Source organism: Mycolicibacterium tokaiense, assembly GCF_010725885.1.
GTDB classification, from domain to species: Bacteria; Actinomycetota; Actinomycetes; order Mycobacteriales; family Mycobacteriaceae; genus Mycobacterium; species Mycobacterium tokaiense.
The window spans coordinates 3,372,547-3,398,403 of sequence record NZ_AP022600.1; the positions used below are offsets into that span (position 1 = coordinate 3,372,547).

The window sequence follows — 25,857 nt, forward strand, 5'->3', positions numbered from 1 at the left end:
TCGGCTGTACGCGGCCGGTGTGCGCGACGACGGGAGTGATCGATGGCAGCGGGGAAACGGCGCGGTATCGCCGAACACCAGGAATCCAGCGAGTACCTCGAGCGGCGGCAGCTGAAGACCGGCAGTGCGGGATGGCTGCTGCTCGCGGGTCTCGGCGTCGGCTACGTCATCTCCGGGGACTACTCAGGGTGGAACTTCGGCCTGGAGCAGGGCGGTTTCGGCGGCCTGGCGATCGCCGCCGTGGTGATCGCGTGCATGTACCTCGCGCTGGTGCTGGGCATGGCCGAACTGTCCTCGGCGCTGCCGGCCGCAGGCGGCGGGTACACCTTCGCCCGCCGCGCGCTGGGCCCGTGGGGCGGATTCGCGACCGGCACTGCGATTCTCATCGAGTACGCGATCGCGCCGGCCGCGGTCGCCACCTTCATCGGTGCCTATGTCGAGTCGCTCGGGCTGTTCGGTATCACCAACGGCTGGTGGATCTATCTGGCCGTCTACGCCCTGTTCATCGGTATTCACCTGGCCGGCGTCGGTGAAGCGCTGAAGGTGATGTTCGTGATCACGGCGATCGCCCTGGTGGGGCTGGTGGTGTTCGCCGTGGCGGCCATCGGGCAATTCGACGTGGCCAACCTGACCGACATCGCCGTTGACGAGAGTGCCGCCGGAGCCTCTGACTGGCTGCCGCACGGCTACCTGGGCATCTGGGCGGCGATCCCGTTCGCGATCTGGTTCTTCCTCGCGATCGAGGGCGTCCCGTTGGCCGCCGAAGAAACAGCGCGACCGGAGCGCAACGTGCCGCGCGGCATCATCGCCGCCATGGGCGTCCTGCTGGTCACGTGCGTGACGGTGCTGGTGCTGACCACCGGAGCCGGCGGTGCCGCCGCGATGTCGACCTCGGGCAACCCGCTGGTGGAGGCCCTCGGTGACGGAACGGCGGCCAGGGTCGTCAACTACATCGGCCTGGCCGGGCTGATCGCGAGCTTCTTCTCGATCATCTACGCCTACTCCCGCCAACTGTTCGCGCTGTCGCGCGCGGGATACCTACCCAAGGTGCTGTCGGTGACCAACTCCCGGAGGGCGCCCACCCTGGCGCTGATCGTGCCCGGTGTGATCGGTTTCCTGCTGTCGCTCACCGGGCAGGGCGATCTGCTGTTGAACATGGCGGTCTTCGGAGCAGCCTTGAGTTATGTCCTGATCATGGTCAGCCACATCGTGCTGCGGCGCCGCGAACCCGACATGCCGCGGCCCTACCGCACCCCGGGCGGTGCGCTGACCACCGGATTCGCGCTCGTCATCGCGGTTCTCGCGGTGATCGCCACGTTCCTGGTGAACCCGGTCGCGGCCGGCTGGTGTCTGATCGTGTTCGCCGCCTTCATGGTCTACTTCGCCGTCTACAGTCGGCATCGGCTGGTGGGCAATTCGCCGGACGAGGAGTTCGCCATGCTCGCCCGCGCCGAAGGTGACCTGGAGTAGCCCGAATCGGCGTTTTGACCTGCGCGGACGCCGGCGGGTAAGCTCCTGCGCTGGCGTGCGATCAGCATCATGCGCCGTTTCCGGGTCAGTGTCGGTCGCCGGGAACGGGCATCACGCGCCGGGCCGACACCCGGAATTCCGGGATCCAGCAGCCCGTCAGGGCCCGAGAAAAGAAGGTAGCGCTGTGCCTACGTACACGCCGAAGGCAGGTGACACCACCCGTTCGTGGTACGTCATCGATGCCACGGATGTGGTGCTCGGCCGGCTCGCCGTCGAAGCAGCCAAGCTGCTCCGCGGCAAGCACAAGCCGACGTTCACCCCCAATGTCGACGGTGGCGATTTCGTGATCGTCATCAACGCCGACAAGATCGCCGTCAGCGGCGACAAGCTCCAGACCAAGTTCGCCTACCGCCACTCGGGCTTCCCGGGCGGTCTGCGTTCGCGTGCACTGGGCGACGAGATGCAGAAGCACGCCGACCGGGTGGTCGAGCGCGCCATCGTCGGGATGCTCCCGCACAACAAGCTGAGCCGTCAGATCCAGAAGAAGCTGAAGGTCTACACCGGCCCGGATCATCCGCATGCCGCTCAGCAGCCGATTCCGTTCGAGATCAAGCAGGTGAGCCAGTGACCGAAACCGTCGACACCACCGAAAACTTCGGCGGCGACGAGGTCGTCGAAGAGACCGTCGTGGCCGAAGAGTCCTACGAGCCCGCCGCCGAGGATGACGCCGCGGTCCGCGAGCCCATCTACATCGACCGTCCCATCCAGACCGTCGGGCGCCGCAAGGAAGCCGTGGTCCGGGTGCGCCTGGTCCCCGGCACCGGCAAGTTCGACCTGGACGGCCGCAGCCTCGAGGCCTACTTCCCGAACAAGGTGCACCAGCAGCTGATCAAGGCTCCGCTGGTCACCGTGGACCGGGTGGACAGCTTCGACATCTTCGCCCACCTCGACGGCGGGGGCCCCTCGGGTCAGGCAGGCGCCCTGCGCCTGGCGATCGCCCGCGCCCTGATCCTGGTCACCCCGGAAGACCGCCCGGCGCTGAAGAAGGCCGGCTTCCTGACTCGCGATCCGCGTGCTATCGAGCGCAAGAAGTACGGCCTCAAGAAGGCCCGTAAGGCTCCTCAGTACTCCAAGCGCTGATCCGTTCAGCCGAGTTTCACACCGATCGCCGGGCACTCATCCGAGTGCCCGGCGATCGGCGTTCGGGGCCCTGATCCTTGGATTGTGACCTGACCCACACCGTGTTTTCAGTGAACTGTCGTCGTGCGGTGCCCTGGTAGGTCCCGCGTCAGAGCTAATTGCGTGAGCAAGCGCCCCGGCCATTTCGCCGGTGGGCGGTTGAGTTCGCGACCCGCCCTGGGACAGCCTCGGATGCGGAACTTCGTCAAGTGGAAGGGGTAACTGATGAAGGTCATCAGCAAGAACGTCATGACCGCGACTGTCGGAACGCTGTTCGGTGGCTCGCTGCTGTTCACCGCGGGGTTGGGCGTCGCCGGCGCCGAGCCGATGCCGCTGGACGTGCCCGACGGCCTGGTGAGCGTGACCGTGGGCGGCACGCCCATCCTGGAGAACGTGCCGGCGGATATCGCCGCGAACGCCAGCATGGCGATCTGCGGCCCGACGGCCGGTGACGCGGCGACGCTCGCCCAGCAGGTGGACGCCGACGGCGCTGAGCAGACGGTGTGCACCGGCCTGCCCGGCGGCGACCTCGTGGTGACGCAGAACGTCAGCGCGGAGTCGACGTCGCCCTCACCGGTGGTCCCGGAAACCGAGGCCGGCGCGAGTGAGAGTGCTCCTGCCGAGGCGCCGACTGATGGCGCTGAGTCCGGCACCGAGGGCGACCTGAACGGCGCCGGGGCCGCTGAGGCTCCCGCCGAGAGCGAGGACAGCACAGGTTAATTGCCAGACACGACACCGCCCGCGCCCGAACCTGGACGCGGGCGGTGTTGTCGTTGTGAAGCACCTGCCTATCGGCTGCCAGGCCTTGATGCTCCAGACTCTCGACAGGAACATCGATCAGTAGGGGCGGCCACGAAAGGAGAGAGTCGATGAGCAGCAGGAACTTCACATCCGCGGTGATGGTGAGCGCAATCGGAGCAGCATTGTTGGTGTCCCTCGGCTCCGGGGTGGCGCAGGCCGCCGGGCCAGACGGCGAGGTCAACGTCGTCGTCGGCGGGGCCACCGTGCTCGACAGCGTGCCCGACGCCCAGGCAGCGCAGGCCGCCGCGTCGATGTGTGCGGCGCCGGAGCCGGCGATGGACACGATGGCCGTTGCGGTGGACGACACCGGTGGCAGCCGTACCGCGTGCGCTGGGCAGGCCGGGAAAGCCGTGGTCTTCGCCCAGAACCTACCTGCCGCAATGGAATCGTCGCCCGTGGTGCCGGGGACCAAGGCGTCCTGGGGGTCAGGAGAGGCTGCGGTGAACCCCGCCGGACCCAAGTCGATCAAGAGCAGCCTGCCCACGTCACCTGACAACATGTCGTCGGAGAACTGACCAGGGTCCGGGGCGCGGCAGTTGGCTCCGGGACCCCCTTGTGTGAGAAGTTTGAGCCCATGGCTCGACTTTTCGGTACCGACGGGGTGCGCGGAGTCGCCAACCGTGACCTGACCGCTGAATTGGCCGTTGCTCTCGGCTCGGCGGCGGCGCGCCAACTGGCCCGTTCGGGCTCCGCGGGGCGGCGGGTGGCCGTCGTCGGCCGGGACCCACGGGCCAGCGGCGAGATGCTCGAAGCGGCCGTGATCGCCGGTCTGGCCAGCGAGGGCGTGGACGCCCTGCGGGTCGGTGTCCTGCCCACGCCTGCGGCGGCGTACCTGACCAGCGCTTACGACGCCGATTTTGGTGTGATGATCTCCGCGTCGCACAACCCGATGCCGGACAACGGCATCAAGATCTTCGGCCCCGGTGGCCACAAGCTCGACGACGCGGCCGAAGACCGCATCGCGGAGTTGGTGGCGTCGGGTCCTGGTGAGCGTCCCACCGGTGCGGCCATCGGGCGTGTGGTGGACGCCGGGGACGCGCTCGAGCGCTACCTGCGGCATGTCGGCAAGGCGGCCTCCGCGCCCCTGGACGGGGTGACCGTGGTGGTCGACTGCGCCCATGGCGCGGCCTACGCCGCGGCGCCTGCCGCCTACCGCGCCGCCGGTGCCACCGTGATCGCCCTGAATGCCGAACCCAACGGTCTCAACATCAACGACGGCTGCGGGTCCACCCACATGGAGGAGCTGCGTGCGGCGGTGCGCGCGCACGGCGCTGATCTGGGCCTGGCCCACGACGGCGACGCCGACCGGTGCCTGGCTGTCGACGCCAACGGCGACGTGATCGACGGCGACGCCATCATGGTCATCCTGGCGCTCGCCATGCAGGAGGCCGACGAGCTGGCCTCCAACACCCTGGTCACCACCGTCATGAGCAACCAGGGTCTACACATGGCCATGCGCGACGCCGGGATCACGGTGCTCACCACCGGGGTGGGTGACCGTTACGTCCTCGAGGAGTTGCGGGCAGGCGAGTACACCCTGGGCGGCGAGCAGTCCGGCCACATCGTGTTGCCCGCGTACGGCACCACCGGCGACGGTATCGTCACCGGCCTGCGGCTGATGTCCCGCATGGCGCAGACCGGGACGTCCATCGCCGCGCTGGCCGCTCCCATGCGGACCCTGCCGCAGGTGCTGATCAATGTTGCGGTGGCCGACAAGACCACCGTCGCAGCGGCGCCCGCCGTGCAGAACGCCGTGGCGGAGGTCGAGGCCGAGCTCGGCGACACCGGCCGGATTCTGTTGCGTCCCTCGGGAACCGAGCAGCTGGTGCGGGTCATGGTGGAAGCCGCCGACGAGGACACCGCACGCCAACTGGCGGTGCGGGTGGCCGAATCGGTGAGCGAACAGAGCTGACGGGGGAACCGATCGGGCCCGTGCCGCGACTGAACACGGTATGGGACATTCCACCACCGCCAACATCGACACCGCCGTACTGATCACCGTCGCCGACCGCTTCGACGACGTCGCGATGCTCCTCGAACGGGCCGGGCGCAGCCGGCTCGGCTTCAGCGGTGCGCATGCGGGTTCGGCGCACACGGCCGGCGGTGATGCCGTGCGCCGTTGCACGGAACACCTGCTGGTGGACATTCAGGGCTGGGCCAGAGCGGCGGCCGAGATCGGCGTCGCACTGCGCAGCGGAGCACGGCGCTACCGTGACGCCGATGAAGCGGCGGCCGGCGGGCTGGGCTGATGACCGTAGATGTGACGGGTCGTCTGGCTGAAGGTATTGGGGCACTGGAGAACTCGCAGACCTATGTGCAGGCCTGTGCTGCCCGCGGCTACCACCACGGCGACCTGACGGCCCACACCCGGCAGTTGCACGACTGGTACGGCACCGAGGACGGGCTGGATCTGACCGTGCTCGACGCCGATCTCGCTGCTTTGCGCGCAATCGCGGCCGGCTGTTCGGATGCCCGGGAGTCGGTGCGTGCCGGCGCAGCGACTCTCGACGGCGCGTGGTCGGGTGAGAGCGGTGGGGCCGCCATCGCGTTCGTCGCACGGCACGGCACGGCTGCGGCCGCCGTCGGTGACGCGGTGGAGTCGGCCGGGCGGGCGGTGCAGCGGCTGCGTGACGAGCTGTGGCGGGTGGTCGACGAGAAGGTGCGCGCCACGCTTTCCGCCGATGACCTTGCCGCGGCGCAGCGCTCCGCCTGGTTGAGCGCTGCCCGGGCCGTGCTGGCCGGCGACACCGGAGATGCTGCTGCAGTGGTGGATTCGCAGATCCGCCCGCACGTCGAGTCGGTGATGGCCGGGGAGTGGCTGTCGGCGATGCGTCACGGTGCGGCGGCCGCGGCCGAGGCCTATCGGGTGGCCGTCGACGCGCTGTCGTCGCATCCCGCGGTACGGTTCGAGATCCCTGGGGATTTTGGTCCGCGGGGTGTGGTGCGAGCCGTGCCTGCAGTTTCGGTGGCTGCTTCGGCGCCGGCCGTGACGCCGACCCTGCCGGATCCCGCGGTGCCGAGCCCTGCAGCGGCCAATCCTGCGGCGCCGGGTCCTGCTGTCGCCCCAGTGAGCCCGGCTGAACCTCTGGCCGCGGCCCCCGGTGCCATGCCGGCGGCACCGATGTCGCTGCCGGATCCCATGTCTGCGATGGGCGGATTGCCCGGCCAGGTCGCCGATGCGCTCGGCGGCCTACTCGGGGGAGGCTCCGGAATGGGTGGTGCGGGATTGCCGGAGCCGGGGCCGATCGAGCCGCCGACCCTGCCGGAACTTGATGAGAAGCAGGACGAACCAGAGCCCATCGATGAGCCGGAATCGGAAGAGAGCGAGGAAGATCCGGTGGAATCCGACGAGCCGGGTGAACCCGAGGAACCCGACGAAACGGACGCCGCCGACGAGCCCGCTAAGCCAAAAGAGCCTGAACCGCTGGCTCCTTCCGCGGATCCTGAGCCGGCGCCGACTCCGGTGCCCGAGCCGGTCCCGCTCGCCGAACCTGTTCCCGAGCCCGTCCCCGGCGCCGAGCCGGAGACCCCCTGCGAGATCGCCGCGGACGAGCTCCCGCAAGTGGGGGAGTGACCTTCCGCCGAGCGTGCGTAGTAAGAGACTATGCCGCGTGTTGCAGTCGAAGATTACGACGTCCCCCTGTTGTCGTTAGAGGGCTTGGTGTCCCAAGACAACGAGGAGGACGTCGTGGTCAACAGTAGTGCTTTATCCCGTGGAGATCGACGCCGTAATAGCAGATTGTCCCGGTTGCGGGAGCTGGTGCCTGTCGGCAATGCCGTACTGGGTATCGATCTGGCTGATACGAAGCAGGTGGTGGTGCTGACTGACCTGGATTCTCAGGTCGTTGCGCGTAAACGAGTGAAGGCCAAAGCTTGGGAGCTTGGGCTGGTATTGGACTGGGCGCAGCGGACTGCCACCGCCAAGGGTTTCGCTGGTGTGACAGTCGGCTGCGAGCCAACCGGTCATCGGTGGCGTGTGGTCGAACAGCTTGCCGTTCAACGTGATGTGCCGTTTGTCTGCGTCAATCCAATGCTGGTCGGAAAGGCGCGGGAAACAGAGGATTACACCCGCGACAAGAGTGATGACAAAGATGCGGTGGTGATCGCCCGGTTGGTGGCGCAGCTGCACTGCTACGTTCCTGAACGGGCCGAGGAGACCTGGGCGCGGCTGCGCCAACTCGGCGCTCGGCGCGAGCGCCTGCTGGTGGAGGCCACCGCCTGTGTGCATCAACTACGTGATTTGCTTGAGTGTGCGTGGCCAGGAGTGCTCGATGCCGCTGCGGACCCGTTCGGTTCGTCGAACTGGTGTGCGGCGTTGTCAGTGGTTTTGAAACGCTGCGACGGCCATCCGGAACGGCTGAGCCGTTGGACCTTGGCGCGGTTTGAATCAGTTGTGGTCAAAGAACTTCCGCGGTGGGGCGGGCTGCGACGTCGCCGCGCCATCATCGAAGCGGTGTTCACCGCATTGGTCGATCCCAACGGAGTATGGGCGCAACGACGCGGCGCCCTGGAACGTGCCGGCTGGGTGCTGCAGGATTGGCAGGCCACGACCCAGCGTGTGGCGCAGGTAGAAGCGCGGATGGTCGAGGTCCTTGATGAGCTGGATCTCACCGATCTGGTCACCAGCATCCCTGGGCTGTCGGCGGTTGGTGCCGCAGCGATTCTCGCCGAAACCGGTGACCCCACCCGTTTCGACAGCCCCCGCGCCTTGGTCAAACATGCCGGGCTGTGCCCACGTGAGAACACCAGCGGCAACTTCTGCGGCCGATCACAGATCTCTCGCCGGGGCCGGCCCCGGCTGCGACTGGCCGCCTGGCGAGCGGCCTGGGGAGCTCTGCACCACAACCCGGTGATGTCCGCCCGCTACCGATATCTGACTACCCGCGACGATAATCCGCTCACCGATGGTCAAGCACGCGCGGCGATCGCTGCGGCACTTCTGAGGTGGCTGCATGTCGTGACGACCCGCAGAATTGCCTGGGATCCACGCGTCGCCGGTGCCGAGGTGATGCCCGTTGCTGCCTGATCCGCACGTGTGAAGACCACGGTTGGGGCCACAAGCTCGAAGCGCGCGTGAGGCACCCAGTGACCTCGTCAAACACCATGAGCAGGCCCCGCCCGTCCTGATGAACTCGGTTGAACGCAGTCGGGAACCGAACCCGCTTGAACACTACGTTGAGACCAGGACGACAGCAGGCCACCCAACCACACCTCTTGACTTCTCCCACTTACGAAGGTGTTTGTACGGGGGCGCGCCGTGGTTTGTGTGCAGTGTGCGCACGCTCGGCACGGGTGAGTCCGGCTCTGCCACTTCTGCAGGGCGGTGCGGGTGTCGGTTGCTCGAGTGTGGAGTTGTGACCCACTTTCTGGGGTGCGGCGGGGATCAAGTCCACACTCGGGCCGTGCCCACCTCCCCGCCGAGCGTGCGTGTTGGTACGGGGGCGCGCCGTGGTTTGTGTGCAGTGTGCGCACGCTCGGCACGGGTGAGTCCGGCTCTGCCACTTCTGCAGGGCGGTGCGGGTGTCGGTTGCTCGAGTGTGGAGTTGTGACCCACTTTCTGGGGTGCGGCGGGGATCAAGTCCACACTCGGGCCGTGCCCACCTCCCCGCCGAGCGTGCGTGTTGGTACGGGGGCACGCCGGTGAATGTGTGCAGAATGCGGACGCTCGGGTGTGGTGAATCCCGCTCTGCCACTTCTGCAGGGCGGTACGGGTGTCGGTTGCTCGAGTGTGGGGTTGAGACCCACTTTCGGAGGCGCGGCGGGGGAGCTTGTCAAGACTTTTGTGTATGAGCCGCGTTGGTTAGTACGCTGGTTAGTAAATGTATGGCTCTAGTCGGTCTGGGTAGGCCAGGACCAGGGCGCCTAGTGCGTGCTTCCACCCAGTGACGATGGCGCCTTCGACGAGACGGTTACTTTGCTTGTACCGCTGGGGCGTCGTTCGGTCGCGGTGACGAACGCGTTCTCGGGAGCGTTTGTCTTCGATATCGCAGATCGCAAGCCACAAAAGCTTCACTGCCGCTTGATCATTCGGGAAATGACCACGATTCTTGATGATTTTGCGGAGTTGATAGTTCAGCGACTCGATGGCGTTGGTGGTGTAGATAATTTTGCGGACGGCCGGCGGGAACGACAGAAACGGAATGAAGCGGTCCCAGGCTGCCTCCCAGGCTCGAACCGTAGTCGGGTACTTCTTCCCCCAAGCGGACGCGGCGAACTCGTGCAGAGCGATTTCCGCGGCATCGATGGTGGGTGCGGTGTAAATGAGGCGCAACGCAGAGGCCACCTGTTTGCGATCGCCGTAGGCAACAAAACGCATCGATGACCGAAGGAGATGCACCGTGCATGTTTGCACGATGGTCTGCGGCCACGTCGCGGCAATCGCGTCGCCGAAGCCGGTTAGCCCATCCACACAGGCGATGAGCACGTCCTTAACGCCACGATTGGCCAGCTCAGCGCACACTCCAGCCCAGAATTTCGCTCCTCGGTGGGCTGGACCCAAATCCCCAGCACGTGGCGGATCCCGTCCATATCGACTCCGACAGCGATGTGAGCGGACTTGTTTCGGACCTGATGACCGTCGCGGATCTTGATCACCAGAGCGTCCAGATAGACGATCGGATACATCGGATCCAGCGGCCTGCGCTGCCACTCCAGGACCTCTTCGAGCACCGCGTCGGTGATCTTGCTGATCGTCTCCCGCGAGATCTCGGTGCCGATCGTGGTGGCCAGGTGATGCTCGATGTCGCGGACGGTCATCCCGCCGGCATAGAGGCTGATGATCATCGAATCCAGTCCACCGATGCGCCGCGAGCCCTTCGGAACCAGCATCGGAATGAAGCTGCCGTCACGGTCACGTGGAATGGCCAGGGTGACGTCGCCGACCTCGCTAGAGACTGTCTTGGCGCTGAAACCGTTGCGGGCGTTGGGAAGTACCCGCCCAGCGGGATCGCCCTTGTCGTAGCCGAGATGGCCGGTCAGCTCCGTCTGCAGGCCGCGCTCCAGGACCGCCTTGACCATCTCCTGCAGAAAGCCACCTTCGCCAGTCAACTGCAGCTCACCCGCGTCGATCTTGGCCAGCACGTCGTCGAAACCGCCCGAGGCCTTCAACGCCTCGAACGCCTGCCGGCCTGACTCCAGCCGGTCTACTTCCTCGCCGTTATCGCCGTCACCGGCCTGACTGTCCTGCCGAACAACCATGGACATCATCGTGCTCCATCTGGCTCATGCAGCTCCTACACAAACCATCTGACACGCCCCGGCGGGGATCAAGTCCACACTCGAGATTCGTGCAAAACTCATCTGTCACTTCCGTTTTCGGCGGGCACGTTTTGTCGGACCCCGTCTATATCGTGGGGTCATGTTCGCAGGGTTGCCCGATTGCGCAGCGCGGTCGCAGATGACCGACGTGCAACTCGACGATGCGATCACCACCTACACCGCCCTGGCCGCCACCGTCGCCGCCCACCGGCTGCTGTTCATCGCCGAGAAGACCAGCCGCACCTACACCGACGACTACGACACCGTCGAGGACACCGAAGCCGCCTGGAAGTCCGCCGCCGCCGAGATCTCGTTGGCCAGCGACACCAGCCACGGCCGCGCCTCCAACGACATGGAAATCGGGATGGCGTTGGCGACTCGGTTGCCGAAGGTCGCTGAGTTGTTGTTGGGCGGGCAGATCTCGGAATACATCGCCCGGCGCATCGTGCACCGCACCACCAACATCATCGACCCCGACGTACTGGCCACCGTGGAGGCTTACATCGCTGAGGCGGCCACCACCTGGGGTGCCCTATCGGTCAAGAAACTCGATAACGCCATCGACGTCTGGGTGAATCGGTACGACCCGGCCGCGGTGCGCCAGGTCCGGGTGCGGGTCCGCGACCGCGGTGTGGAGATCCTGGAAACCAAAGACGGGGTCACCGAGGTCCTGCTGCGCCTCACCGGTGCCGATGCCGCGTTGTATTGGCAGCGGATCACCGCGATGGCCAAAGGGGTCTGCACAGACGACCCCCGGACGTTGGATCAGCGCCGCGCTGATGCCCACGGGGCGCTGGGAGCGGGGTTCTTCCACCTGGCGTGCCAGTGCGGGAACCCGGACTGCCCCGCCGCCGACGATGATGGCCGCGCCTCGCACGTGGTGGTGCACATCTACACCGAAGCCGCGACTGTGGCGGCGCAGCCCGATCCGTTGATGGATGGCGACACTCCGCTGCCGCCCGACCCCAGCCAGCCGCACAGCGACATCACCCTGGTCTACCCCGACGGCACCCGCGTCCCCCTCGACGGCGAACCCGAACCCGCCCGCGAGCAGGAGAGCACCGATGCCGTCACCGGCGATACCGCCGATCACCAAGGCGGTTCGTCCCCCCAGTGCCGGCCTACCCCAGACAGCGAAGTCCCGGGTGTGGAACAAGATTCATCCACTGAGGTCGAAAACCCTGCGGAGGTCGAGGCCGACAATGCCGTGCCAGCACCCTGCGTGCCCAATCCGCCCCCGGGCATCCTGGTGGGTTTCGGCGCGATGCCGGCGCCGCTGATCGCCGCACTCATCGCCCGCGGCGCGACGGTCCGCCACCTCACCGCGCCGGCGACAAATCCCGAACAGCGGTACCGCCCGTCAACAGCCCTTCAGGAGTGGACCACCGCCCGCGACCTGACGTGCCGGTTCCCGAACTGCGACCGCCCGGCCCAGTTCTGCGAATGGGACCACACCACCCCGTGGCCGGCCGGCAAAACCCATGCCTCCGGCGGCAAGATGTATTGCAAGCTGCATCATTTCGGCAAAACCTTCTGGGCCGGGTGGACCGACAGCCAAGCCCCCGACGGCACCATCACCATCACCACCCCCACCGGACAGACCTACACCAGCAAGCCCGCCAGCCGCCTGTACTTCCCCACCATCAACACCACCAGCGCCCCGATCACCACCCCGCCGCCGACACCCACCCCGCCCGGCAAGATCAACCACATCCCCACATACCGAAAACGCAACCACGCCCGACAACGCGCCTACCGCATCAACGCCGAGCGCAAACTCAATGACGGCCGCGCGGCCGAAGCCACCCGGCCGCCACCGTTTTAGTAGCGACTCAGCTATGCAGCCTGCGCAGCGACCCCAAAACCAAGCGGTCGCTGGCCAGCTCGTTGCGCTGTCCCTCGGACAGCGACTGCACCGAACGCAGCATCGTCCGAATGTCGGTGTGCACCCGCGGCTGAGCAGCCAGCAGCGCCTCGACCTTGCCGGTCACGGCAGCATCGAGCGCATCGGCGTCATCAACCACCTCGTTCAGCAACCCGATGCGCACCGCCTCGTCACCGGACACCGGTGCGCCACTGGCGGCCAGCCAGAAGGCAGCCCGTCGGCCGACCATGTGCGGCAGCCACGCCAGCACCAGCGCCGGAGCCAGATTGATCCGGACCTCGGGGAAGCTCAGCTTCGCTGCGCGGGTCGCGACGGCCACATCACACAGCGCTGCCAACCCCACACCGAACCCGGCCGCGTCACCGTGCACGCGCGCCACGGTCACCAGCGGGGTGGACGCCAGCGCCTCGTTGACCGCGACCAGCCTGCGGACCTCGTTCGGCAGATCATCCGGGGTGGCAGCGGTGCGCTCGCGGCCCATGCAGAACTGCTCGCCAGCCCCGGACAGCACCAGGACGTGCACCCCCTCCGGGGGATCGGTCAGTACCGCCGCCAGGGCGTCGCACATGTCCATCGTCATGAGGTTGCCGTCGGCGCTGTCCAACCTAACAGTGAGAACTGCGCCGTCGCGGTGGAAGTCGAGACCGGCGACGGTGGAGTGGGTCATGGTCATCTCAGTTCAGCCTTTCCAGTGCGATGCCGCCATACCAGTCCACGTCATCGGGTGCGGTGCGCACCGTGACCGCCCGGACGTGGGTGAAGTCGTCGAAGGATTCGGTGCCGCCTTCGCGGCCGTGGCCGCTTTCGCGCACCCCGCCCCAGGGGGAGCAAGGATCGAGGCGGTGGTGGTCGTTGACCCAGACGATGCCCTGTTCGAGCTTGGAAGCCACCCGGTGCGCGCGCGCGACGTCGCGGGTCCAGATCGAGGATCCGAGGCCATAGGGGGAGTCGTTGGCGATGCTGATGGCGTCGGCCTCGTCGGTGAACGGGATGACCACCAGGACGGGGCCGAAGATCTCCTCGCGGGCCACCCGCATCTGGTTGGTGACGTTCGACAACACGGTGGGGGCGATGAAGTATCCGTCGAGGCCTGCCACGGTGACGGGCTCGCCGCCGGTGGCCAGCGTGGCGCCTTCGGAGACCCCGATGTCGACGTAGTTGAGGATGCGTTGGCGGGCCCGCTCAGAGATCACCGGGCCCAGTTGAGTGGCGGCCTGGCTGGGGTCGCCGATCCGGATCCGTTCGGCCTGGGCGACCAGGGCGGCCACGAAATCGTCGTACACGGTGTCCTGCACCAGGATCCGGGTGCCGGCGATGCAGGTCTGCCCGGCGCCGACGAACCCGCCGAACGCGGCCCCGCGGGAGGACACCTCGACCGGCACATCGTCGAACACCAGCACCGGGGTCTTGCCGCCCAATTCCACCGTCGACTTCGCAAATCGCGACGCCGTGGCCACCGAGATGATCCGGCCCACCTCCGTACCACCGGTGAACACCACCTTGTCCACCAGGGGATGCTCCGACAGGCCCGCGCCGGTCACCGGACCCAGACCGGGGATGACGTTGAACACCCCAGGCGGGATGCCGGCCTCCAGCGCCAACTCACCGATCAGCAGAGCGGTCAGCGGGGTCTGCTCAGACGGCTTGAGCACCACACTGTTACCGGTCGCCAACGCCGGCGCCACGCTCTTGGAGGCAATCATCAGGGGGTGGTTGAACGAGGACAGGGTGGCCACCACACCGAGGGGGAACCGCGAGGTGTAGGAGTGGTACTGCCCCGACATCGGGACCACCGAGTCGCGGCCGGCCAGCAGCAGCGCGGCGTTGTAGCGGTACCACTCCGGCAGCCGGGTGATCTGCGCCTTGGTCTCGGTGATCGGTCTGCCGTTGTTGACGGTCTCCAGGCGGTAGAGCTTGTGCATGTCGCGTTCGAGCAGATCGCCGAAGCGGTTGAGGATCCGCGAGCGCTGGTGGATAGGCATCTGCGCCCACACCCCGGAGTCGAAAGCCTGCCGCGCCGAGCGCACGGCGTCATCGGTGTCTTCGATGCTGGCGCTGTGACACCGCGCGAACACCTGAGCCGTGGCGGGGTTGACCAACTCGAGGACATCACCGCGGCCTGCGCGGTGTTCCCCGTCGATCAGCAGCCCGTGCACCTGATCGTCGTTCTGGGTGGCGATCGAGCTCATAGCGAGTTCAGACATGGAGTTGTTCTCTCTGGTTTCGGCCGGGAGTTCAGGCAGTGGCAGGGGTTGCGGCGCGCTGGCGTGAGCTGGCTTCGAGGTCTTCGAACCGGCGCAGGATCGACGATTCCAGCACGGCCACTTCCTCATTGGAGGCCTTGCGCGGACGGGGCAGGTCTACGGGGATGTCCTCGTGGATGGTCCCGCCGGGGGCGAGCATCAGGATGCGGTCGGACAGTTCGGCGGCTTCCTTGACGTCGTGGGTGACGAAGACGACCGTCTTGCGGGTCTGCGCCCACAGCTCCTGCAGGTGCTCGCGCAGGCCGCGGGCAGTGATCGCGTCGAGGTGGCTGAACGGCTCGTCCATCAGCAGCACGTCGGGCTCGATGGACAGCGCGCGGGCGATGCCGACCCGTTGCTGCTGACCGCCGGAGAGCTGCCCCGGCCACTTCTTCTCGGCGTGCCCGAGGCCGACGCGCGTGAGCGCCTGGTGCACACGTTCCTTGGCAGCGTCGTCGCGCACCTTCTGGACGTACATCAGGTTGTCGAAGATCGATCGCCAGGGCAGCAGCCGCGGCTCCTGGAAGACGTAGGCCAGCTTGGCCTGCTGACCGGGTGCTCCGATCGTGACAGTGCCCGAGCTGGCGGGCTCGATGCCGGCGATGATGTTGAGCAGCGTGGTCTTTCCGCAACCGGACGGCCCGACCAGGGACACGAAGGACTGATCCGCGATCTCGAAGTTCAGATGGTCGATGACGGTCTGCGGTCCGGTGGGGGTGCCGAACACCTTGAGCAGGTTGGTGACGGTGACGTTGGCCATGAGGTCTCCTTGCAGGAATGAGGTGTGGTTACGCGGCGGCCGCGGTGGGTTCTCCGGGCGTGGATTCGCCGTCACGCCAACGGAATGCGCGCCGCGAGAGGCGCTCGAGCAGCACCCGGTCGGTGATCACCATGAACAGGATGAAGAAGGCGATCCAGGCGACGAAGCCGGGCAGCTGGTTGGCGTCATACCAGTAGCGGGCCCGGTGTCCCACGCCGTCGGCGGAGCCGAACCACTCCGAGAGCAGCAGACCGTTCCAGCCGGACATGACACCGAAGCGGATGCCCGCGACGACGTAGCCGGTAACGGCCGGCAGGACGGCGTGGCGTAGCCGCCGGGACGCCGGCACATCGTAGGACTGCGACATGTCCAGCAGCGCAGGGGGAATGGACCGGGCCCCGGCGGCGACGTTGACCACCACGAAGGGCACGGCGGACAGGATCACGGTGACGATGGGTGCGGTGTCGGCAAAGCCGAACCACATGGCACACAACAGCGCCCAGATCACCGCCGGGATGGCCAGGCCCACCAGGTTGACGTCGCCGAACAGGTTGTCGAACGTGCGGAAGTAGCCGATCGCGATACCGATGGCGATGCCGAGCACGATGGAGATCACCATGCCGATGGCAAATCGCTGCATGCTGACGATGAAGTTGAAGAAGAACTCGCCGCGCTCGATCTCGCTCATCGCCGCCTCGACCACGGGGGCCGGTCCGGGAATGCGGTCGCTGACCATGCCGACCAGCTGCCAGAACACCAGGAACACGGCGGCCGCGGCGACGCTGGCGCCGAACGGGCCGGTGAGCCAGCCCGGTGCCGCCGAGCGGCGGGCCGTGGTGGGACGGTCTGTCACGGGTGCGCTCATGTCAGCGGCCCCCTCTCCATGCGAAGAACCGTCGCTCCAGGCCGGCCAGGAACACTCGCTCGATCAACAGGATGAAGATCACGAAGAACCCGGTCCAGGCCAGCACGCCGGCAACCGAAAACTCTTGGTAGGACTGGCGGATCATGAACCCGATGCCGCTGCGGCCGCCGAAGACCTCGGTCAGCGCCTCCACCTTCCAGGCCATGGCGAAGCCGTAACGCAGGGCGGCGAACAGGAACGGCATCACCGACGGCAGGTACACCGACTTGACGATCTCGCCACGGCCCTGGCCGTAGACGGCGCTCATGTCCACCAGCCGGCGGTCCACCTCTTCGACGCCCTGGGCGACGTTGAGGGCGACGTAGGGCAGGGCCACGAAAGCCACCACCACGATGGGACCCACCGCGCCGATGCCGAAGAGGATCAGGGCGAACACCGCGAACGCCAGGCCCGGCACATTCCCGAGCACCAGCATGGGCTGCTGCCAGAAGTATTTCTGGTAGCGCACCCGGCCCATCAGCAGGCCCAGGGGCACGCCGATGACGGTGCCGATGGCGAACCCGAGTGCGATCTTGACGATGCTGGAACCGAATTGGACGAAGGCGGTGCCGTCGGCGGCCAGATGCCACATCTCGGCGGCGACTGTCCAGGGCGCGGGGAGCACGTACTCGGTGAAGAAGACCAGCGAGCACAACGACCACACCGCCAGCAGCACTGCGTAACCGACGAAGGCGAGCCCGATCCGCCGGGCCACACCGGAACTCCGGCGGGCGGGCACCGCCCCCTTGTTGGGGGCGGTGCCGGGTGCCTCGGCGGCCGTGTTGGCGGTGACGGTCACGATGCGCCGCCGGATTCAGACGGCCGGAACTTCGGCAGTGCCTGGTCCTGCTCCATGAAGCCGGTTTCCTTGAGCAGGGGGAACACCTGGGATTCGTTGTCGGCCCAGCTCTGGTCGAAGCGGATGTCGCGGACGAACCAGTCGTGGTCGTCGACGTAGTTCTGCACGAAGGCAATGTCCTCGGGCGCTTCGACTGCGAAGTGCTGCGGGTAGGTCTCGATGATGCTGGCGTTGTTGGCTTCCCATTCGGACAGGCCACGCTGCCAGACGTCGAGGAAGAACTCGACCTGCTCCGGGTTCTGCTCGGCCCATTCGGAGCCGGCCAGGAACACGTTGATCATCGGGCCCTCGTGACCTTGCACCACCAGTTCGGAGTACATGTCCGAGGAGGCCTTGCCGTCGTAGAGCACCTTGAGCTCACCGCTGCGCAGACCGGGTGCGGCGAACTCGGGCAGGCAGACACACGCCGCCACTTCGCCCTTTTCCACCAGGTCGGCCTGCTGCTGGGGATCGGAGACGATGATGTTGTAATCGCCTCCGCCGGAACGGAAGTCGACGTCGTGCAGCTTTTTGGCGTAGGCGCCCCAGACCAGTGTGGCCGAGACCGCGGTGAAGGCCGAGATGTCCTGGCCCTTGAGATCGGCCAGGGTGGTGGCGGGATTGTCGGCGCGGGCGATGATGACGCTGCGGTCCATGTTGTACTTGCCGATGACGATGGTGTCGCGCCCGGTTTCCTTCTCGATCACCGGCACCTCGTAGGAGGCCGAGGACACGATGTCGGCGTGACCGCCGGCGAACACGCCGAATTCGTCCCAGGTGGAGGAGGCGTCGATCTTGATGCCCGACTCCTGCTCCATCTCGGCGAGGATGCCCTGATCGGTGATGTAGTCCCAGACCGGATCGGGTGCAAAGGTGAAGCGGATGGTGCCGCCGTCACCGCTGGCTTCACCCGAGTCGGGCCGCGAGACACACCCGGACATGGCGACCGTGGTCGTGGCGGCTATCAGTACCGCCGTCAGTCGGCGTCCCAGACCGTTCACGATTGTGTTCCCTTCACTTGAGCGCCCCGCAGCTTCCTTGCCGCGGGTGCGGGTTCTGAGTGACTGCCGTCGTGGAAGCTGATGACGTCATCGGCTCCGGTGGCAGTCGGGTTTTCGAGCAGGTACGACAGGATGAAGTCGTGCGAGGTGGCCAGGTGCTCGCGGGTCAGCCGCGCAGCCAGGGCGGCGTCGCCGCTCTCCACCGCCTGCAGGATGCCGAGGTGTTCGGCGTGCAGGTGCTCGGTCCGGCCGATCACCTCCAGGTGCATGTACATGTAGCGATCGGTGAGGCGACGCAGCTGTTCGACGAGTTCGATCATCCGGGGGCGACTGGCCCGCTTGTACACGGCTGCATGGAATTCGGCGTTGGCAGACAACCAGATCGGCGCTTCGTTGCTGGATTCCATCAACGACATCTGCTTGCGCATCAACATGATGTCGGCCCGCCCGACGTTCGGCACCGCGATCTGGGTGGCCATCGGCTCGATCGCCTCACGCAGTTCGTAGAGCTCCTGTAGTTCTGGGACCGACATGCCGGTGACGATCGCGGTGGCCTTGGTGGTGGGGTGCAGCAGGCCCTCGCTGGACAGCAGCTGGATCGCGTCCCGCACGGGAATGCGGCTGACCCCGAACCGCTCGGCGATGCTCAGCTGCGACAGCCGCGAGCCGGGAGCGATCTCGCCGTGCAGGATCTCGGTGCGCAGTTGCCCGGCGATCCTGTTTGCAGCGCTTTCGTATGCCATTTCATCTCCATGTCGACGTTTCACTAGAAATGTATACAGCCGCGGATGTGCTGTCAATCACGTCCACGAGAATGTGAGATCGACGTCACCATTGAGAGGTCTGTCGACGACGTCGGCCCCGGCGCGGGCGCCGGGGCCGATCGAGGAGGGCGGATCAGGAGGTGAGGTTGACCAACTGTTCGACGAAGCCGACGCCCTCGCGCTCATCGGTGGCCAGCGGGTGCACCAGCATGGTGGTCACGCCCGCGTCGGCGAAGGCTGCCAGGCGCTCCTTGACAAAGGAAGCGGGTCCCACCAGAGAGACGTTGCGCACCAACTCATCTGGCACCGCATTGATGGCTTCCTCCTTGCGGCCGGCCAGGAAGAGGTCCTGGATGTGGTCGGCCTCGGCGCCGTAGCCGTAGCGGGTGGCCAGCTTGTGGTAGAAATTCTGGCCGCGGGCTCCCATCCCGCCGATGTAGAGCGCCAATTGTGGCTTGGCCCAGGCCAATCGCTCTTCAACATTGTCGCCGATCGCCAGGCTGGCCGAGACCATCACATCCAGCGGGCCCAGTGCGGCATCCCGCTTGGCCGCACCGGCGCGCAGCGACTCGCCCCACACGTCGTCGGCCTTCTCGGGCAGGAAGAACACCGGCTGCCAGCCGTCGGCGATCTCGGCGGTCAGCTCCACGTTCTTCGGCCCCAGCGCGGCGATGGTGATCGGAATGCTCTCGCGCAGAGGGTGATTGATCAACCGCAGCGGCTTGCCCAGGCCGGTGCCCCGGTCGGCGGGCAAGGGCACCTGGTAGTGCTTTCCTGCGTAGTTCACCTTCTCGCGGCGCCACACCTGTCGGCAGATCTCCACCACCTCGCGGGTGCGGCCCATCGGCGCGTCGAAGGGCACACCGTGGAAGCCCTCCATCACCTGCGGCCCGGAGGTGCCGATGCCGAGGCGGAACCGGCCGTCGGAAACGTAGTCCAGGCCGGCGGCTGTCATCGCCAGCAGAGTGGGGGTGCGGGTGTAGATCGGCACCACGCCGCTGCCGAGCTCGATCGTCGAGGTCTTGGCCGCCAGATAGCCGAGCTGGCTGATGGCGTCGTAGGAGTAGGCCTCGGCGACCAAGGCGATGTCGACGCCGAGCTTCTCGAATTCGACCACCTGCTCGGCGGCCTCGCGGAAGCCGCCCGAGTAGCTCAGAAAGATGCCAGTGCGCATGAACGAGTTATACACCCAACCAGTTGGTTGGCATCCGTTGCCTCACGGCTTGAGCAGCGAGACCACCTTGTTCTCCAGGTCCACCGGATCCTCATTCGGATCGCCCAGTTCGGTCTTCGGCAACGGCGCCTCGGGGTCTCCGAAGTCCTGATAGTCCTTGTTTCCTGCCAGCTCGGCGAGCAGAAAGCCGGTCAGCAGCGCGCGGACGATCTTCTGGGTGCTCGTGTCGGCGCCGGGCAGGCCGACCGCGCGCGCCAGCCGTCGTCCCTCCACGAGTCCGCCCGCCTTGCCGCCGTTGACCAGGCGTAACGTCCCGGCGTTCCACGCCCGGGCCAACTCGACGGCATTCGACCGCAGGGTCATCGGGTCGCCGGGGGCGGTCAGGATGAGGCCGCGGGCAGCCAGTCCGGCGGCGGCCTCTTCGGCCCGCGGAGAGGTGGAGGACGGGAACAGCGCACCGACGGCCTTCACCCGTGTGGGGGCGCCCGCGGCGGCGAACACCGCCGCCGAGCCGCCGAAACCGTGGCCCGCCACCCCCAGCTTCCCGGGGTGCACGCTGATCTGGCCCGGGCCCAGCCGCACACCCGAGATGATGTCCAGGGTCGTGCCCAGGTCGAAGGCCAGGTTCAGCGCCGACGGCGCCAGCCCCTTCTCGGTGTCCGGGGCCGCCGCCACGATGCCCCACGACGCCAGGTGTTCCAGCGTGCCGGCGTAGCTGTGCGCGGGTGTGAGCCAATCGTGCGCGAACGCCACACCGGGCAGATTGGTGCCGGACTCCGGTGTGTAGACCACCCCCGGCAGACCGGCAAAGGCCAGGTCACCGCGCAGAACACGGTGCGGTCCACGTCGGCGAAGTTTGGCGAAGAGCTTCTTCGTACTGGCCACCCCTAGACCCTATAGCGGGCGTTTCCGGAACAGGGGACAAGGGCGGCTGCACTACCCTGGTACCCCATGTGCGGAATCGTCGGATACGTGGGCACGCGTGATGCTCGCGAGGTCGTCGTCGACGCGCTCGGCAGGATGGAGTACCGCGGTTACGACTCCGCGGGCGTGGCGCTGCTGGACGGCCGGGGTGGAATGACAATCCGTCGGCGCGCCGGCCGGTTGGCCAACCTCGAGGCCGCGCTCGCCGAAACCGATGCCGCTGCGCTGCAGGGCAGCACCGGCGTCGGCCACACCCGCTGGGCCACCCACGGCAGACCCACCGACCGCAACGCCCACCCGCACCGCGATGCCGCGGGCAAGATCGCCGTGGTCCACAACGGCATCATCGAGAACTACGCGCTGCTGCGCCAGGAACTCGAGAACGCCGGCGTCGAGTTCGCCAGCGACACCGACACCGAGGTCGCCGTGCATCTGGTGTCCCGCGCCTACCACGACGGGGCCACCGCCGGAGACTTCGTGCAGTCCGTCTACTCCGTGCTGCCGCGGCTGGAAGGTCACTTCACCCTGGTCTTCGCCAACGCCGACCAGCCCGGCACCATCATCGCCGCGCGCCGGTCGACCCCGCTGGTGGTGGGCATCGGCGAGGGGGAGATGTTCGTCGGCTCCGACGTCGCGGCCTTCATCTCCTACACCCGCGAGGCTGTGGAGCTCGGTCAGGACCAGGCCGTGGTGATCACCGCCGACAGCTACGCCATCACCGACTTCCGCGGTGACGCCGCCGTGGACTACCGGCCTTTTCACATCGACTGGGACCTCTCGGCCGCCGAGAAGGGCGGCTACGAGTACTTCATGCTCAAAGAGATCGCCGAGCAGCCCGCCGCGGTGGCCGACACCCTGCTGGGACACTTTGTCGACAACCGCATCGTGCTCGACGAGCAGCGCCTGTCCGATCAGGAACTGCGCGAGATCGACAAGGTCTTCATCGTCGCCTGCGGCACGGCGTATCACTCGGGGTTGCTGGCCAAGTACGCCATCGAGCACTGGACCCGCCTGCCCGTGGAGGTGGAACTCGCCAGCGAGTTCCGCTACCGCGACCCGGTGCTGGACCGCAGCACCCTGGTGATCGCCATCAGCCAGTCCGGCGAGACCGCCGACACGCTGGAGGCGGTGCGCCACGCCAAGGAGCAGAAGGCGAAGGTGCTGGCCGTCTGCAACACCAACGGCAGCCAGATTCCGCGGGAATGCGACGCGGTGCTCTACACCCGCGCCGGGCCCGAGGTCGGCGTGGCGTCCACCAAGACGTTCCTGGCGCAGGTCGCGGCCAACTACCTCGTCGGCCTGGCCCTGGCGCAGGCCCGCGGCACCAAGTACCCCGACGAGGTGCTGCGCGAGTACAAGGAACTCGAAGCCATGCCGGACCTGGTGTCCGAGGTCTTGACGCGGATGGGATCGGTCACTGACATCGCGCGCCGGTTCGCGCAGAAGTCGACGGTGCTGTTCCTGGGCCGTCACGTGGGCTACCCGGTGGCGCTCGAGGGCGCGTTGAAGCTCAAGGAACTGGCCTACATGCACGCCGAGGGCTTCGCCGCCGGGGAGCTCAAGCACGGGCCCATCGCGCTGATCGAAGACGACCTGCCGGTGATCGTGGTGATGCCGTCCCCCAAGGGCGCGGCGATGCTGCACTCCAAGCTGCTCAGCAACATCCGCGAGATCCAGGCCCGCGGCGCGCTGACCATCGTGATCGCCGAGGAGGGTGATGAGACGGTGCGGCCCTACGCCGACCACCTGATCGAGATCCCGGCGGTGTCAACACTTTTGCAGCCGCTGCTGTCGACCATCCCGCTTCAGGTGTTCGCCGCGGCGGTGGCCCAGGCGCGTGGTTACGACGTGGACAAACCGCGCAACCTGGCCAAGTCCGTCACCGTCGAATAGCTAGCCCAGCAGCCACCCGTCTTCGGCGCCGATGGCGATGCCGAAGACGTTGATGCCGACCACACAGATCACCACACACGCCACGAACGTCCCCACCGCGATCGGCCAGGCCAGCGCTCGTCGCAGCAGCGCCAGCACGGTGAAGGTGATGCCGATGACGCCGGTGACGCCGGTGATCAGCAGGGTGCCGCTGACCGACCCGATGGCGCCCTGCACGCTGCACGTCGCGGGCGGGCAGGTGTCGAGGAACGCCAGCATGAACACCCCGATGAAGGTCGCGAACGCGCCGAACGCCACCGTCAGGATGATCGCGGTGATCGAAACCCCCAGATCCACACCGGAAATCGGCGGCTTGCGCGGGGCAGGCGGTGCTGGGGGCATCCCGTAGACCATGCCGCGAGTCTAAACTCGTGCCATCGACCTCACCGTTCCCGACGTGCGGATCGCCGTCGACAACCGGATCGGGCACTTCCGCAGTGCCGCGGCGTTCGCTGACTTCCTCGACCATTACCGCTCGTGCTGTGCGGCCATGCCGCCGGCAGCCGGCATCAGGGACCTCCCGACGGCGTTCGGCACCGTGCGCTGCTACCGCTTCGCCGGGGGCTCCGGCACCCCGGTGCTGCTGTTGCCCGGACGCAACGGCCCCACTCCGGTGTACGGCACCAACGTTGCGGCGCTGCTGCCCCAGCGTGACGTCTACTGCCTGGACCTGCTCGGTGAACCGGGCCTGTCGGTGCAGACCGCGCCCATCACCGACAGCGCCGATCAGGCGCGCTGGCTGCATCAGGCCATCACCGGTCTGCAGCTGCCGCGGCTGCACCTGTGCGGCATCTCCATCGGCGGGTGGGCTGCGGTCAACTACGCTGTGCGCTGCCGTGGGCCGGTGGCCTCGCTGACCCTGCTGGACCCGGCCATGACCTTCGACCGCATCCCGCTGCCCATGCTGGCGGCCTCGATCCCCATGGTGATCCCCGTTGTGCCGCAATGGATCAGACGACGGCTGCTGAGCTGGATCGCCGGCGGCTCCGATGTGGGCGCGGCCGCACCGGTAGCGGAGTTGATCAGCGCAGGCACCACCGACTTCGTGCTGCGGCTGCCGGCGCCGGTCAGGTTCACCGACGCGCAGCTGCAGGGTCTGCAGCTGCCGGTCCTGGGGTTGCTGGGTGGGCGCAGTGTGGTGGTGCGGGCCGACCGGGCGGCGCAACATGCGCGGAAGCTGTTGCCGCAGGCACAGATCGAAGTCTGGCCGGAGGCCTCGCACGCGATCAACGGTGAGTACCCCGACGAGATCGCCGCGCGTGCCCGGCGGTTCTGGGACACCGGCGGCGCCGACCACGTAGCCTGAGGCCGATGCGTCACTACTACACCGCCGAGGCGATCCGCGCCGCCGAGGCGCCGTTGCTGGCCGCACTGCCCGACGGAGTGCTGATGCGCCGCGCCGCCCACGGCCTGGCCACTGCGATCGCGCGGGAACTCCGGATGCGGACCGGTGCCGTTTCGGGCCGCAGCGTCAGTGCCGTCGTCGGCTCCGGGGACAACGGGGGTGATGCGTTGTGGGCCGCGACTCTGCTGCGCCGCCGCGGGGTCGCGGCCGAGGCGGTGCTGCTCAATCCCGACCGGGCCCACGCCGCGGGGTTGCGGGCATTCCGCGCTGCGGGCGGCCGTGTCGTCGAATCAATTTCACCGGCAACAGATCTGGTGATCGACGGCGTGGTCGGCATCTCCGGGTCCGGGCCGCTACGCGACCACGCGGCGGCCGTCTTCGCCGCCACCGACGCGCCCGTGGTGGCCGTTGACATCCCCAGCGGGATCGACGTCCACACCGGCGCCACCCCGGGATCCCACGTGCACGCGGCGCTCACCGTCACCTTCGGCGGGCTCAAGCCCGTGCACGCGCTGGCCGACTGCGGACGGGTGGAGCTTGTCGACATCGGGTTGGACCTGCCCGAAACCGACCTGTACGGGTTCGATGCCCCCGACGTCCGGGAACGGTGGCCCATCCCCGGGCGCGACGACGACAAGTACACCCAGGGTGTGACCGGGATCCTGGCCGGCTCGGCCACCTACCCCGGTGCGGCAATCCTGTGTACCGGGGCCGCCGTGGCCGCCACGGCGGGCATGGTCCGCTACGCCGGCACCGCCGCGGCCGAGGTGGTCTCCCACTGGCCGGAGGTCATCGCCACCACGGACCTGGCCTCCGCGGGTCGAGTCCAGGCGTGGGTGGCGGGCCCCGGTCTGGGCACCGACGAGGCCGGTGCACGGGCTCTGATGTTCGCACTCGACACCGACCTGCCGGTGATCGCCGACGCCGACGCACTGACCATCCTCTCGGCCCACCCCGAGCTGGTGGCGGGCCGCACCGCCCCCACGGTGCTGACCCCGCACGCGGGGGAGTACCGCAGGCTGGCCGGGCGCGCCCCGGGTGACGACCGGGTGGGCGCCGCCCGGCGGCTGGCCGAGCAGCTGGGCGTCACCGTGCTGCTCAAGGGCAACGTCACCGTCATCGCCGAACCCGCGGGGCGGGTGTTCCTCAACCCGGCCGGTCAGTCCTGGGCAGCCACCGCCGGTTCCGGTGACCTGCTGTCCGGGGTGATCGGCCCCCTGCTGGCCGCCGGGCTGGCGCCGGGCGAGGCGGCCGCCGCGGCGGCATTCGTGCACGCCCGGGCCGCCGGCCTGGCCGCCGCCGACCCCGGACCCGCCCCGGCCCCGACCTCGGCGTCGGGCATCCTCGCTCATCTCCGCCGCTCGATCGCCAGCCTCTAGG

The 25,857-nt window shown here is 67.6% G+C and carries 23 protein-coding genes and 1 pseudogene; 13 read left to right on the forward strand and 11 right to left on the reverse strand.

Annotated features, from left to right (window positions below; genetic code table 11):
- The first annotated feature begins 42 nt into the window (after positions 1 to 42).
- From eat to G6N58_RS16535, 9 genes are all read left to right on the forward strand, one after another.
- Complete coding sequence (gene eat / locus G6N58_RS16495; RefSeq protein WP_115277993.1) at positions 43 to 1,470, forward strand: ethanolamine permease; 1,428 nt, start codon at positions 43 to 45, stop codon at positions 1,468 to 1,470.
- A 184-nt stretch (positions 1,471 to 1,654) separates the two neighbouring features.
- Positions 1,655 to 2,098: a 50S ribosomal protein L13 gene (rplM, locus tag G6N58_RS16500; RefSeq protein ID WP_068915691.1), complete on the forward strand. Its 444-nt coding sequence runs from the start codon at positions 1,655 to 1,657 to the stop codon at positions 2,096 to 2,098.
- A 59-nt stretch (positions 2,099 to 2,157) separates the two neighbouring features.
- Positions 2,158 to 2,610: a 30S ribosomal protein S9 gene (gene rpsI, locus G6N58_RS16505; protein ID WP_083231050.1), complete on the forward strand. Its 453-nt coding sequence runs from the start codon at positions 2,158 to 2,160 to the stop codon at positions 2,608 to 2,610.
- Positions 2,611 to 2,874: 264 nt separating this feature from the next.
- Complete coding sequence (locus tag G6N58_RS16510) at positions 2,875 to 3,369, forward strand: hypothetical protein (RefSeq protein WP_232067888.1); 495 nt, start codon at positions 2,875 to 2,877, stop codon at positions 3,367 to 3,369.
- 149 nt (positions 3,370 to 3,518) lie between these two features.
- On the forward strand, positions 3,519 to 3,965 hold the full coding sequence (locus G6N58_RS16515; RefSeq protein ID WP_068915693.1) for a hypothetical protein: 447 nt from the start codon (positions 3,519 to 3,521) through the stop codon (positions 3,963 to 3,965).
- Positions 3,966 to 4,024: 59 nt separating this feature from the next.
- Positions 4,025 to 5,362, forward strand: coding sequence for a phosphoglucosamine mutase (gene glmM / locus G6N58_RS16520; RefSeq protein ID WP_115277991.1), 1,338 nt, complete (start codon positions 4,025 to 4,027; stop codon positions 5,360 to 5,362).
- Positions 5,363 to 5,402: 40 nt separating this feature from the next.
- Positions 5,403 to 5,699 (forward strand): type VII secretion target, encoded by a 297-nt coding sequence (locus tag G6N58_RS16525; protein WP_115277990.1) that lies wholly within the window; start codon positions 5,403 to 5,405, stop codon positions 5,697 to 5,699.
- A complete protein-coding gene (locus tag G6N58_RS16530; RefSeq protein WP_115277989.1) occupies positions 5,699 to 7,024 on the forward strand; it encodes a hypothetical protein in 1,326 nt (441 codons plus the stop codon). The genes G6N58_RS16525 and G6N58_RS16530 overlap by 1 nt, the downstream gene beginning before the upstream one ends.
- 30 nt (positions 7,025 to 7,054) lie before the next feature.
- Positions 7,055 to 8,476, forward strand: coding sequence for an IS110 family RNA-guided transposase (locus G6N58_RS16535; protein WP_115277988.1), 1,422 nt, complete (start codon positions 7,055 to 7,057; stop codon positions 8,474 to 8,476).
- Positions 8,477 to 9,262: 786 nt separating this feature from the next.
- Here G6N58_RS16535 and G6N58_RS16540 read toward each other — a convergent pair.
- A pseudogene (locus G6N58_RS16540) lies at positions 9,263 to 10,647 on the reverse strand (IS256 family transposase).
- Between the two features lie 160 nt (positions 10,648 to 10,807).
- On the opposite strand from G6N58_RS16540, the gene G6N58_RS31055 reads away from it, so the two are divergent.
- Positions 10,808 to 12,532 (forward strand): DUF222 domain-containing protein, encoded by a 1,725-nt coding sequence (locus G6N58_RS31055; RefSeq protein ID WP_163908208.1) that lies wholly within the window; start codon positions 10,808 to 10,810, stop codon positions 12,530 to 12,532.
- A gap of 7 nt (positions 12,533 to 12,539) precedes the next feature.
- Here the strand turns inward: G6N58_RS31055 and G6N58_RS16550 are convergent, their stop codons facing one another.
- The 9 genes from G6N58_RS16550 to G6N58_RS16590 all read right to left on the reverse strand — a co-directional run bounded on the left by G6N58_RS16550 (position 12,540) and on the right by G6N58_RS16590 (position 21,161).
- A complete protein-coding gene (locus G6N58_RS16550) occupies positions 12,540 to 13,265 on the reverse strand; it encodes an enoyl-CoA hydratase/isomerase family protein (RefSeq protein WP_232067889.1) in 726 nt (241 codons plus the stop codon).
- A gap of 1 nt (position 13,266) precedes the next feature.
- A complete protein-coding gene (locus tag G6N58_RS16555) occupies positions 13,267 to 14,796 on the reverse strand; it encodes an aldehyde dehydrogenase (RefSeq protein ID WP_163908210.1) in 1,530 nt (509 codons plus the stop codon).
- Positions 14,797 to 14,827: 31 nt separating this feature from the next.
- The gene (locus G6N58_RS16560) at positions 14,828 to 15,595 is read right to left on the reverse strand and encodes an ABC transporter ATP-binding protein (RefSeq protein ID WP_068915700.1); all 768 of its coding nucleotides are present in this window, start codon (positions 15,593 to 15,595) and stop codon (positions 14,828 to 14,830) included.
- 28 nt (positions 15,596 to 15,623) lie between these two features.
- A complete protein-coding gene (locus G6N58_RS16565) occupies positions 15,624 to 16,460 on the reverse strand; it encodes an ABC transporter permease (protein ID WP_115277986.1) in 837 nt (278 codons plus the stop codon).
- A gap of 1 nt (position 16,461) precedes the next feature.
- Positions 16,462 to 17,298 (reverse strand): ABC transporter permease, encoded by an 837-nt coding sequence (locus G6N58_RS16570; RefSeq protein WP_083230597.1) that lies wholly within the window; start codon positions 17,296 to 17,298, stop codon positions 16,462 to 16,464.
- Complete coding sequence (locus G6N58_RS16575; protein WP_068915702.1) at positions 17,295 to 18,338, reverse strand: ABC transporter substrate-binding protein; 1,044 nt, start codon at positions 18,336 to 18,338, stop codon at positions 17,295 to 17,297. Before G6N58_RS16575 ends, G6N58_RS16570 begins: the two co-directional genes overlap by 4 nt.
- On the reverse strand, positions 18,335 to 19,081 hold the full coding sequence (locus G6N58_RS16580; protein WP_115277985.1) for a GntR family transcriptional regulator: 747 nt from the start codon (positions 19,079 to 19,081) through the stop codon (positions 18,335 to 18,337). The genes G6N58_RS16575 and G6N58_RS16580 overlap by 4 nt, the downstream gene beginning before the upstream one ends.
- 154 nt (positions 19,082 to 19,235) lie before the next feature.
- Positions 19,236 to 20,276: an LLM class F420-dependent oxidoreductase gene (locus G6N58_RS16585; RefSeq protein ID WP_115277984.1), complete on the reverse strand. Its 1,041-nt coding sequence runs from the start codon at positions 20,274 to 20,276 to the stop codon at positions 19,236 to 19,238.
- Between the two features lie 42 nt (positions 20,277 to 20,318).
- Positions 20,319 to 21,161: a dienelactone hydrolase family protein gene (locus G6N58_RS16590; RefSeq protein ID WP_115277983.1), complete on the reverse strand. Its 843-nt coding sequence runs from the start codon at positions 21,159 to 21,161 to the stop codon at positions 20,319 to 20,321.
- Between the two features lie 66 nt (positions 21,162 to 21,227).
- On the opposite strand from G6N58_RS16590, the gene glmS reads away from it, so the two are divergent.
- Positions 21,228 to 23,093, forward strand: coding sequence for a glutamine--fructose-6-phosphate transaminase (isomerizing) (glmS, locus tag G6N58_RS16595; RefSeq protein WP_115277982.1), 1,866 nt, complete (start codon positions 21,228 to 21,230; stop codon positions 23,091 to 23,093).
- Here the strand turns inward: glmS and G6N58_RS16600 are convergent, their stop codons facing one another.
- A complete protein-coding gene (locus G6N58_RS16600) occupies positions 23,094 to 23,486 on the reverse strand; it encodes a hypothetical protein (RefSeq protein ID WP_115277981.1) in 393 nt (130 codons plus the stop codon).
- A gap of 43 nt (positions 23,487 to 23,529) precedes the next feature.
- On the opposite strand from G6N58_RS16600, the gene G6N58_RS16605 reads away from it, so the two are divergent.
- Together G6N58_RS16605 and G6N58_RS16610 are read left to right on the forward strand one after the other, a co-directional pair.
- Positions 23,530 to 24,438: an alpha/beta fold hydrolase gene (locus G6N58_RS16605; protein WP_232067890.1), complete on the forward strand. Its 909-nt coding sequence runs from the start codon at positions 23,530 to 23,532 to the stop codon at positions 24,436 to 24,438.
- A 5-nt stretch (positions 24,439 to 24,443) separates the two neighbouring features.
- Complete coding sequence (locus G6N58_RS16610; RefSeq protein WP_115277980.1) at positions 24,444 to 25,856, forward strand: NAD(P)H-hydrate dehydratase; 1,413 nt, start codon at positions 24,444 to 24,446, stop codon at positions 25,854 to 25,856.
- Position 25,857 lies beyond the last annotated feature (1 nt).

Bases quoted from the DNA above. Each gene is read 5' to 3' on its own strand.
- eat (WP_115277993.1), top strand. From the start codon at position 43: ATGGCAGCGGGGAAACGGCGCGGTATCGCCGAACACCAGGAATCCAGC.
- G6N58_RS16510 (WP_232067888.1), top strand. From the start codon at position 2,875: ATGAAGGTCATCAGCAAGAACGTCATGACCGCGACTGTCGGAACGCTG.
- G6N58_RS16515 (WP_068915693.1), top strand. From the start codon at position 3,519: ATGAGCAGCAGGAACTTCACATCCGCGGTGATGGTGAGCGCAATCGGA.
- glmM (WP_115277991.1), top strand. From the start codon at position 4,025: ATGGCTCGACTTTTCGGTACCGACGGGGTGCGCGGAGTCGCCAACCGT.
- G6N58_RS16525 (WP_115277990.1), top strand. From the start codon at position 5,403: ATGGGACATTCCACCACCGCCAACATCGACACCGCCGTACTGATCACC.
- G6N58_RS16530 (WP_115277989.1), top strand. From the start codon at position 5,699: ATGACCGTAGATGTGACGGGTCGTCTGGCTGAAGGTATTGGGGCACTG.
- G6N58_RS16535 (WP_115277988.1), top strand. From the start codon at position 7,055: ATGCCGCGTGTTGCAGTCGAAGATTACGACGTCCCCCTGTTGTCGTTA.
- G6N58_RS31055 (WP_163908208.1), top strand. From the start codon at position 10,808: ATGTTCGCAGGGTTGCCCGATTGCGCAGCGCGGTCGCAGATGACCGAC.
- G6N58_RS16550 (WP_232067889.1), bottom strand. From the start codon at position 13,265: ATGACCATGACCCACTCCACCGTCGCCGGTCTCGACTTCCACCGCGAC.
- G6N58_RS16555 (WP_163908210.1), bottom strand. From the start codon at position 14,796: ATGTCTGAACTCGCTATGAGCTCGATCGCCACCCAGAACGACGATCAG.
- G6N58_RS16560 (WP_068915700.1), bottom strand. From the start codon at position 15,595: ATGGCCAACGTCACCGTCACCAACCTGCTCAAGGTGTTCGGCACCCCC.
- G6N58_RS16565 (WP_115277986.1), bottom strand. From the start codon at position 16,460: ATGAGCGCACCCGTGACAGACCGTCCCACCACGGCCCGCCGCTCGGCG.
- G6N58_RS16580 (WP_115277985.1), bottom strand. From the start codon at position 19,081: ATGGCATACGAAAGCGCTGCAAACAGGATCGCCGGGCAACTGCGCACC.
- G6N58_RS16585 (WP_115277984.1), bottom strand. From the start codon at position 20,276: ATGCGCACTGGCATCTTTCTGAGCTACTCGGGCGGCTTCCGCGAGGCC.
- glmS (WP_115277982.1), top strand. From the start codon at position 21,228: ATGTGCGGAATCGTCGGATACGTGGGCACGCGTGATGCTCGCGAGGTC.
- G6N58_RS16600 (WP_115277981.1), bottom strand. From the start codon at position 23,486: ATGGTCTACGGGATGCCCCCAGCACCGCCTGCCCCGCGCAAGCCGCCG.
- G6N58_RS16610 (WP_115277980.1), top strand. From the start codon at position 24,444: ATGCGTCACTACTACACCGCCGAGGCGATCCGCGCCGCCGAGGCGCCG.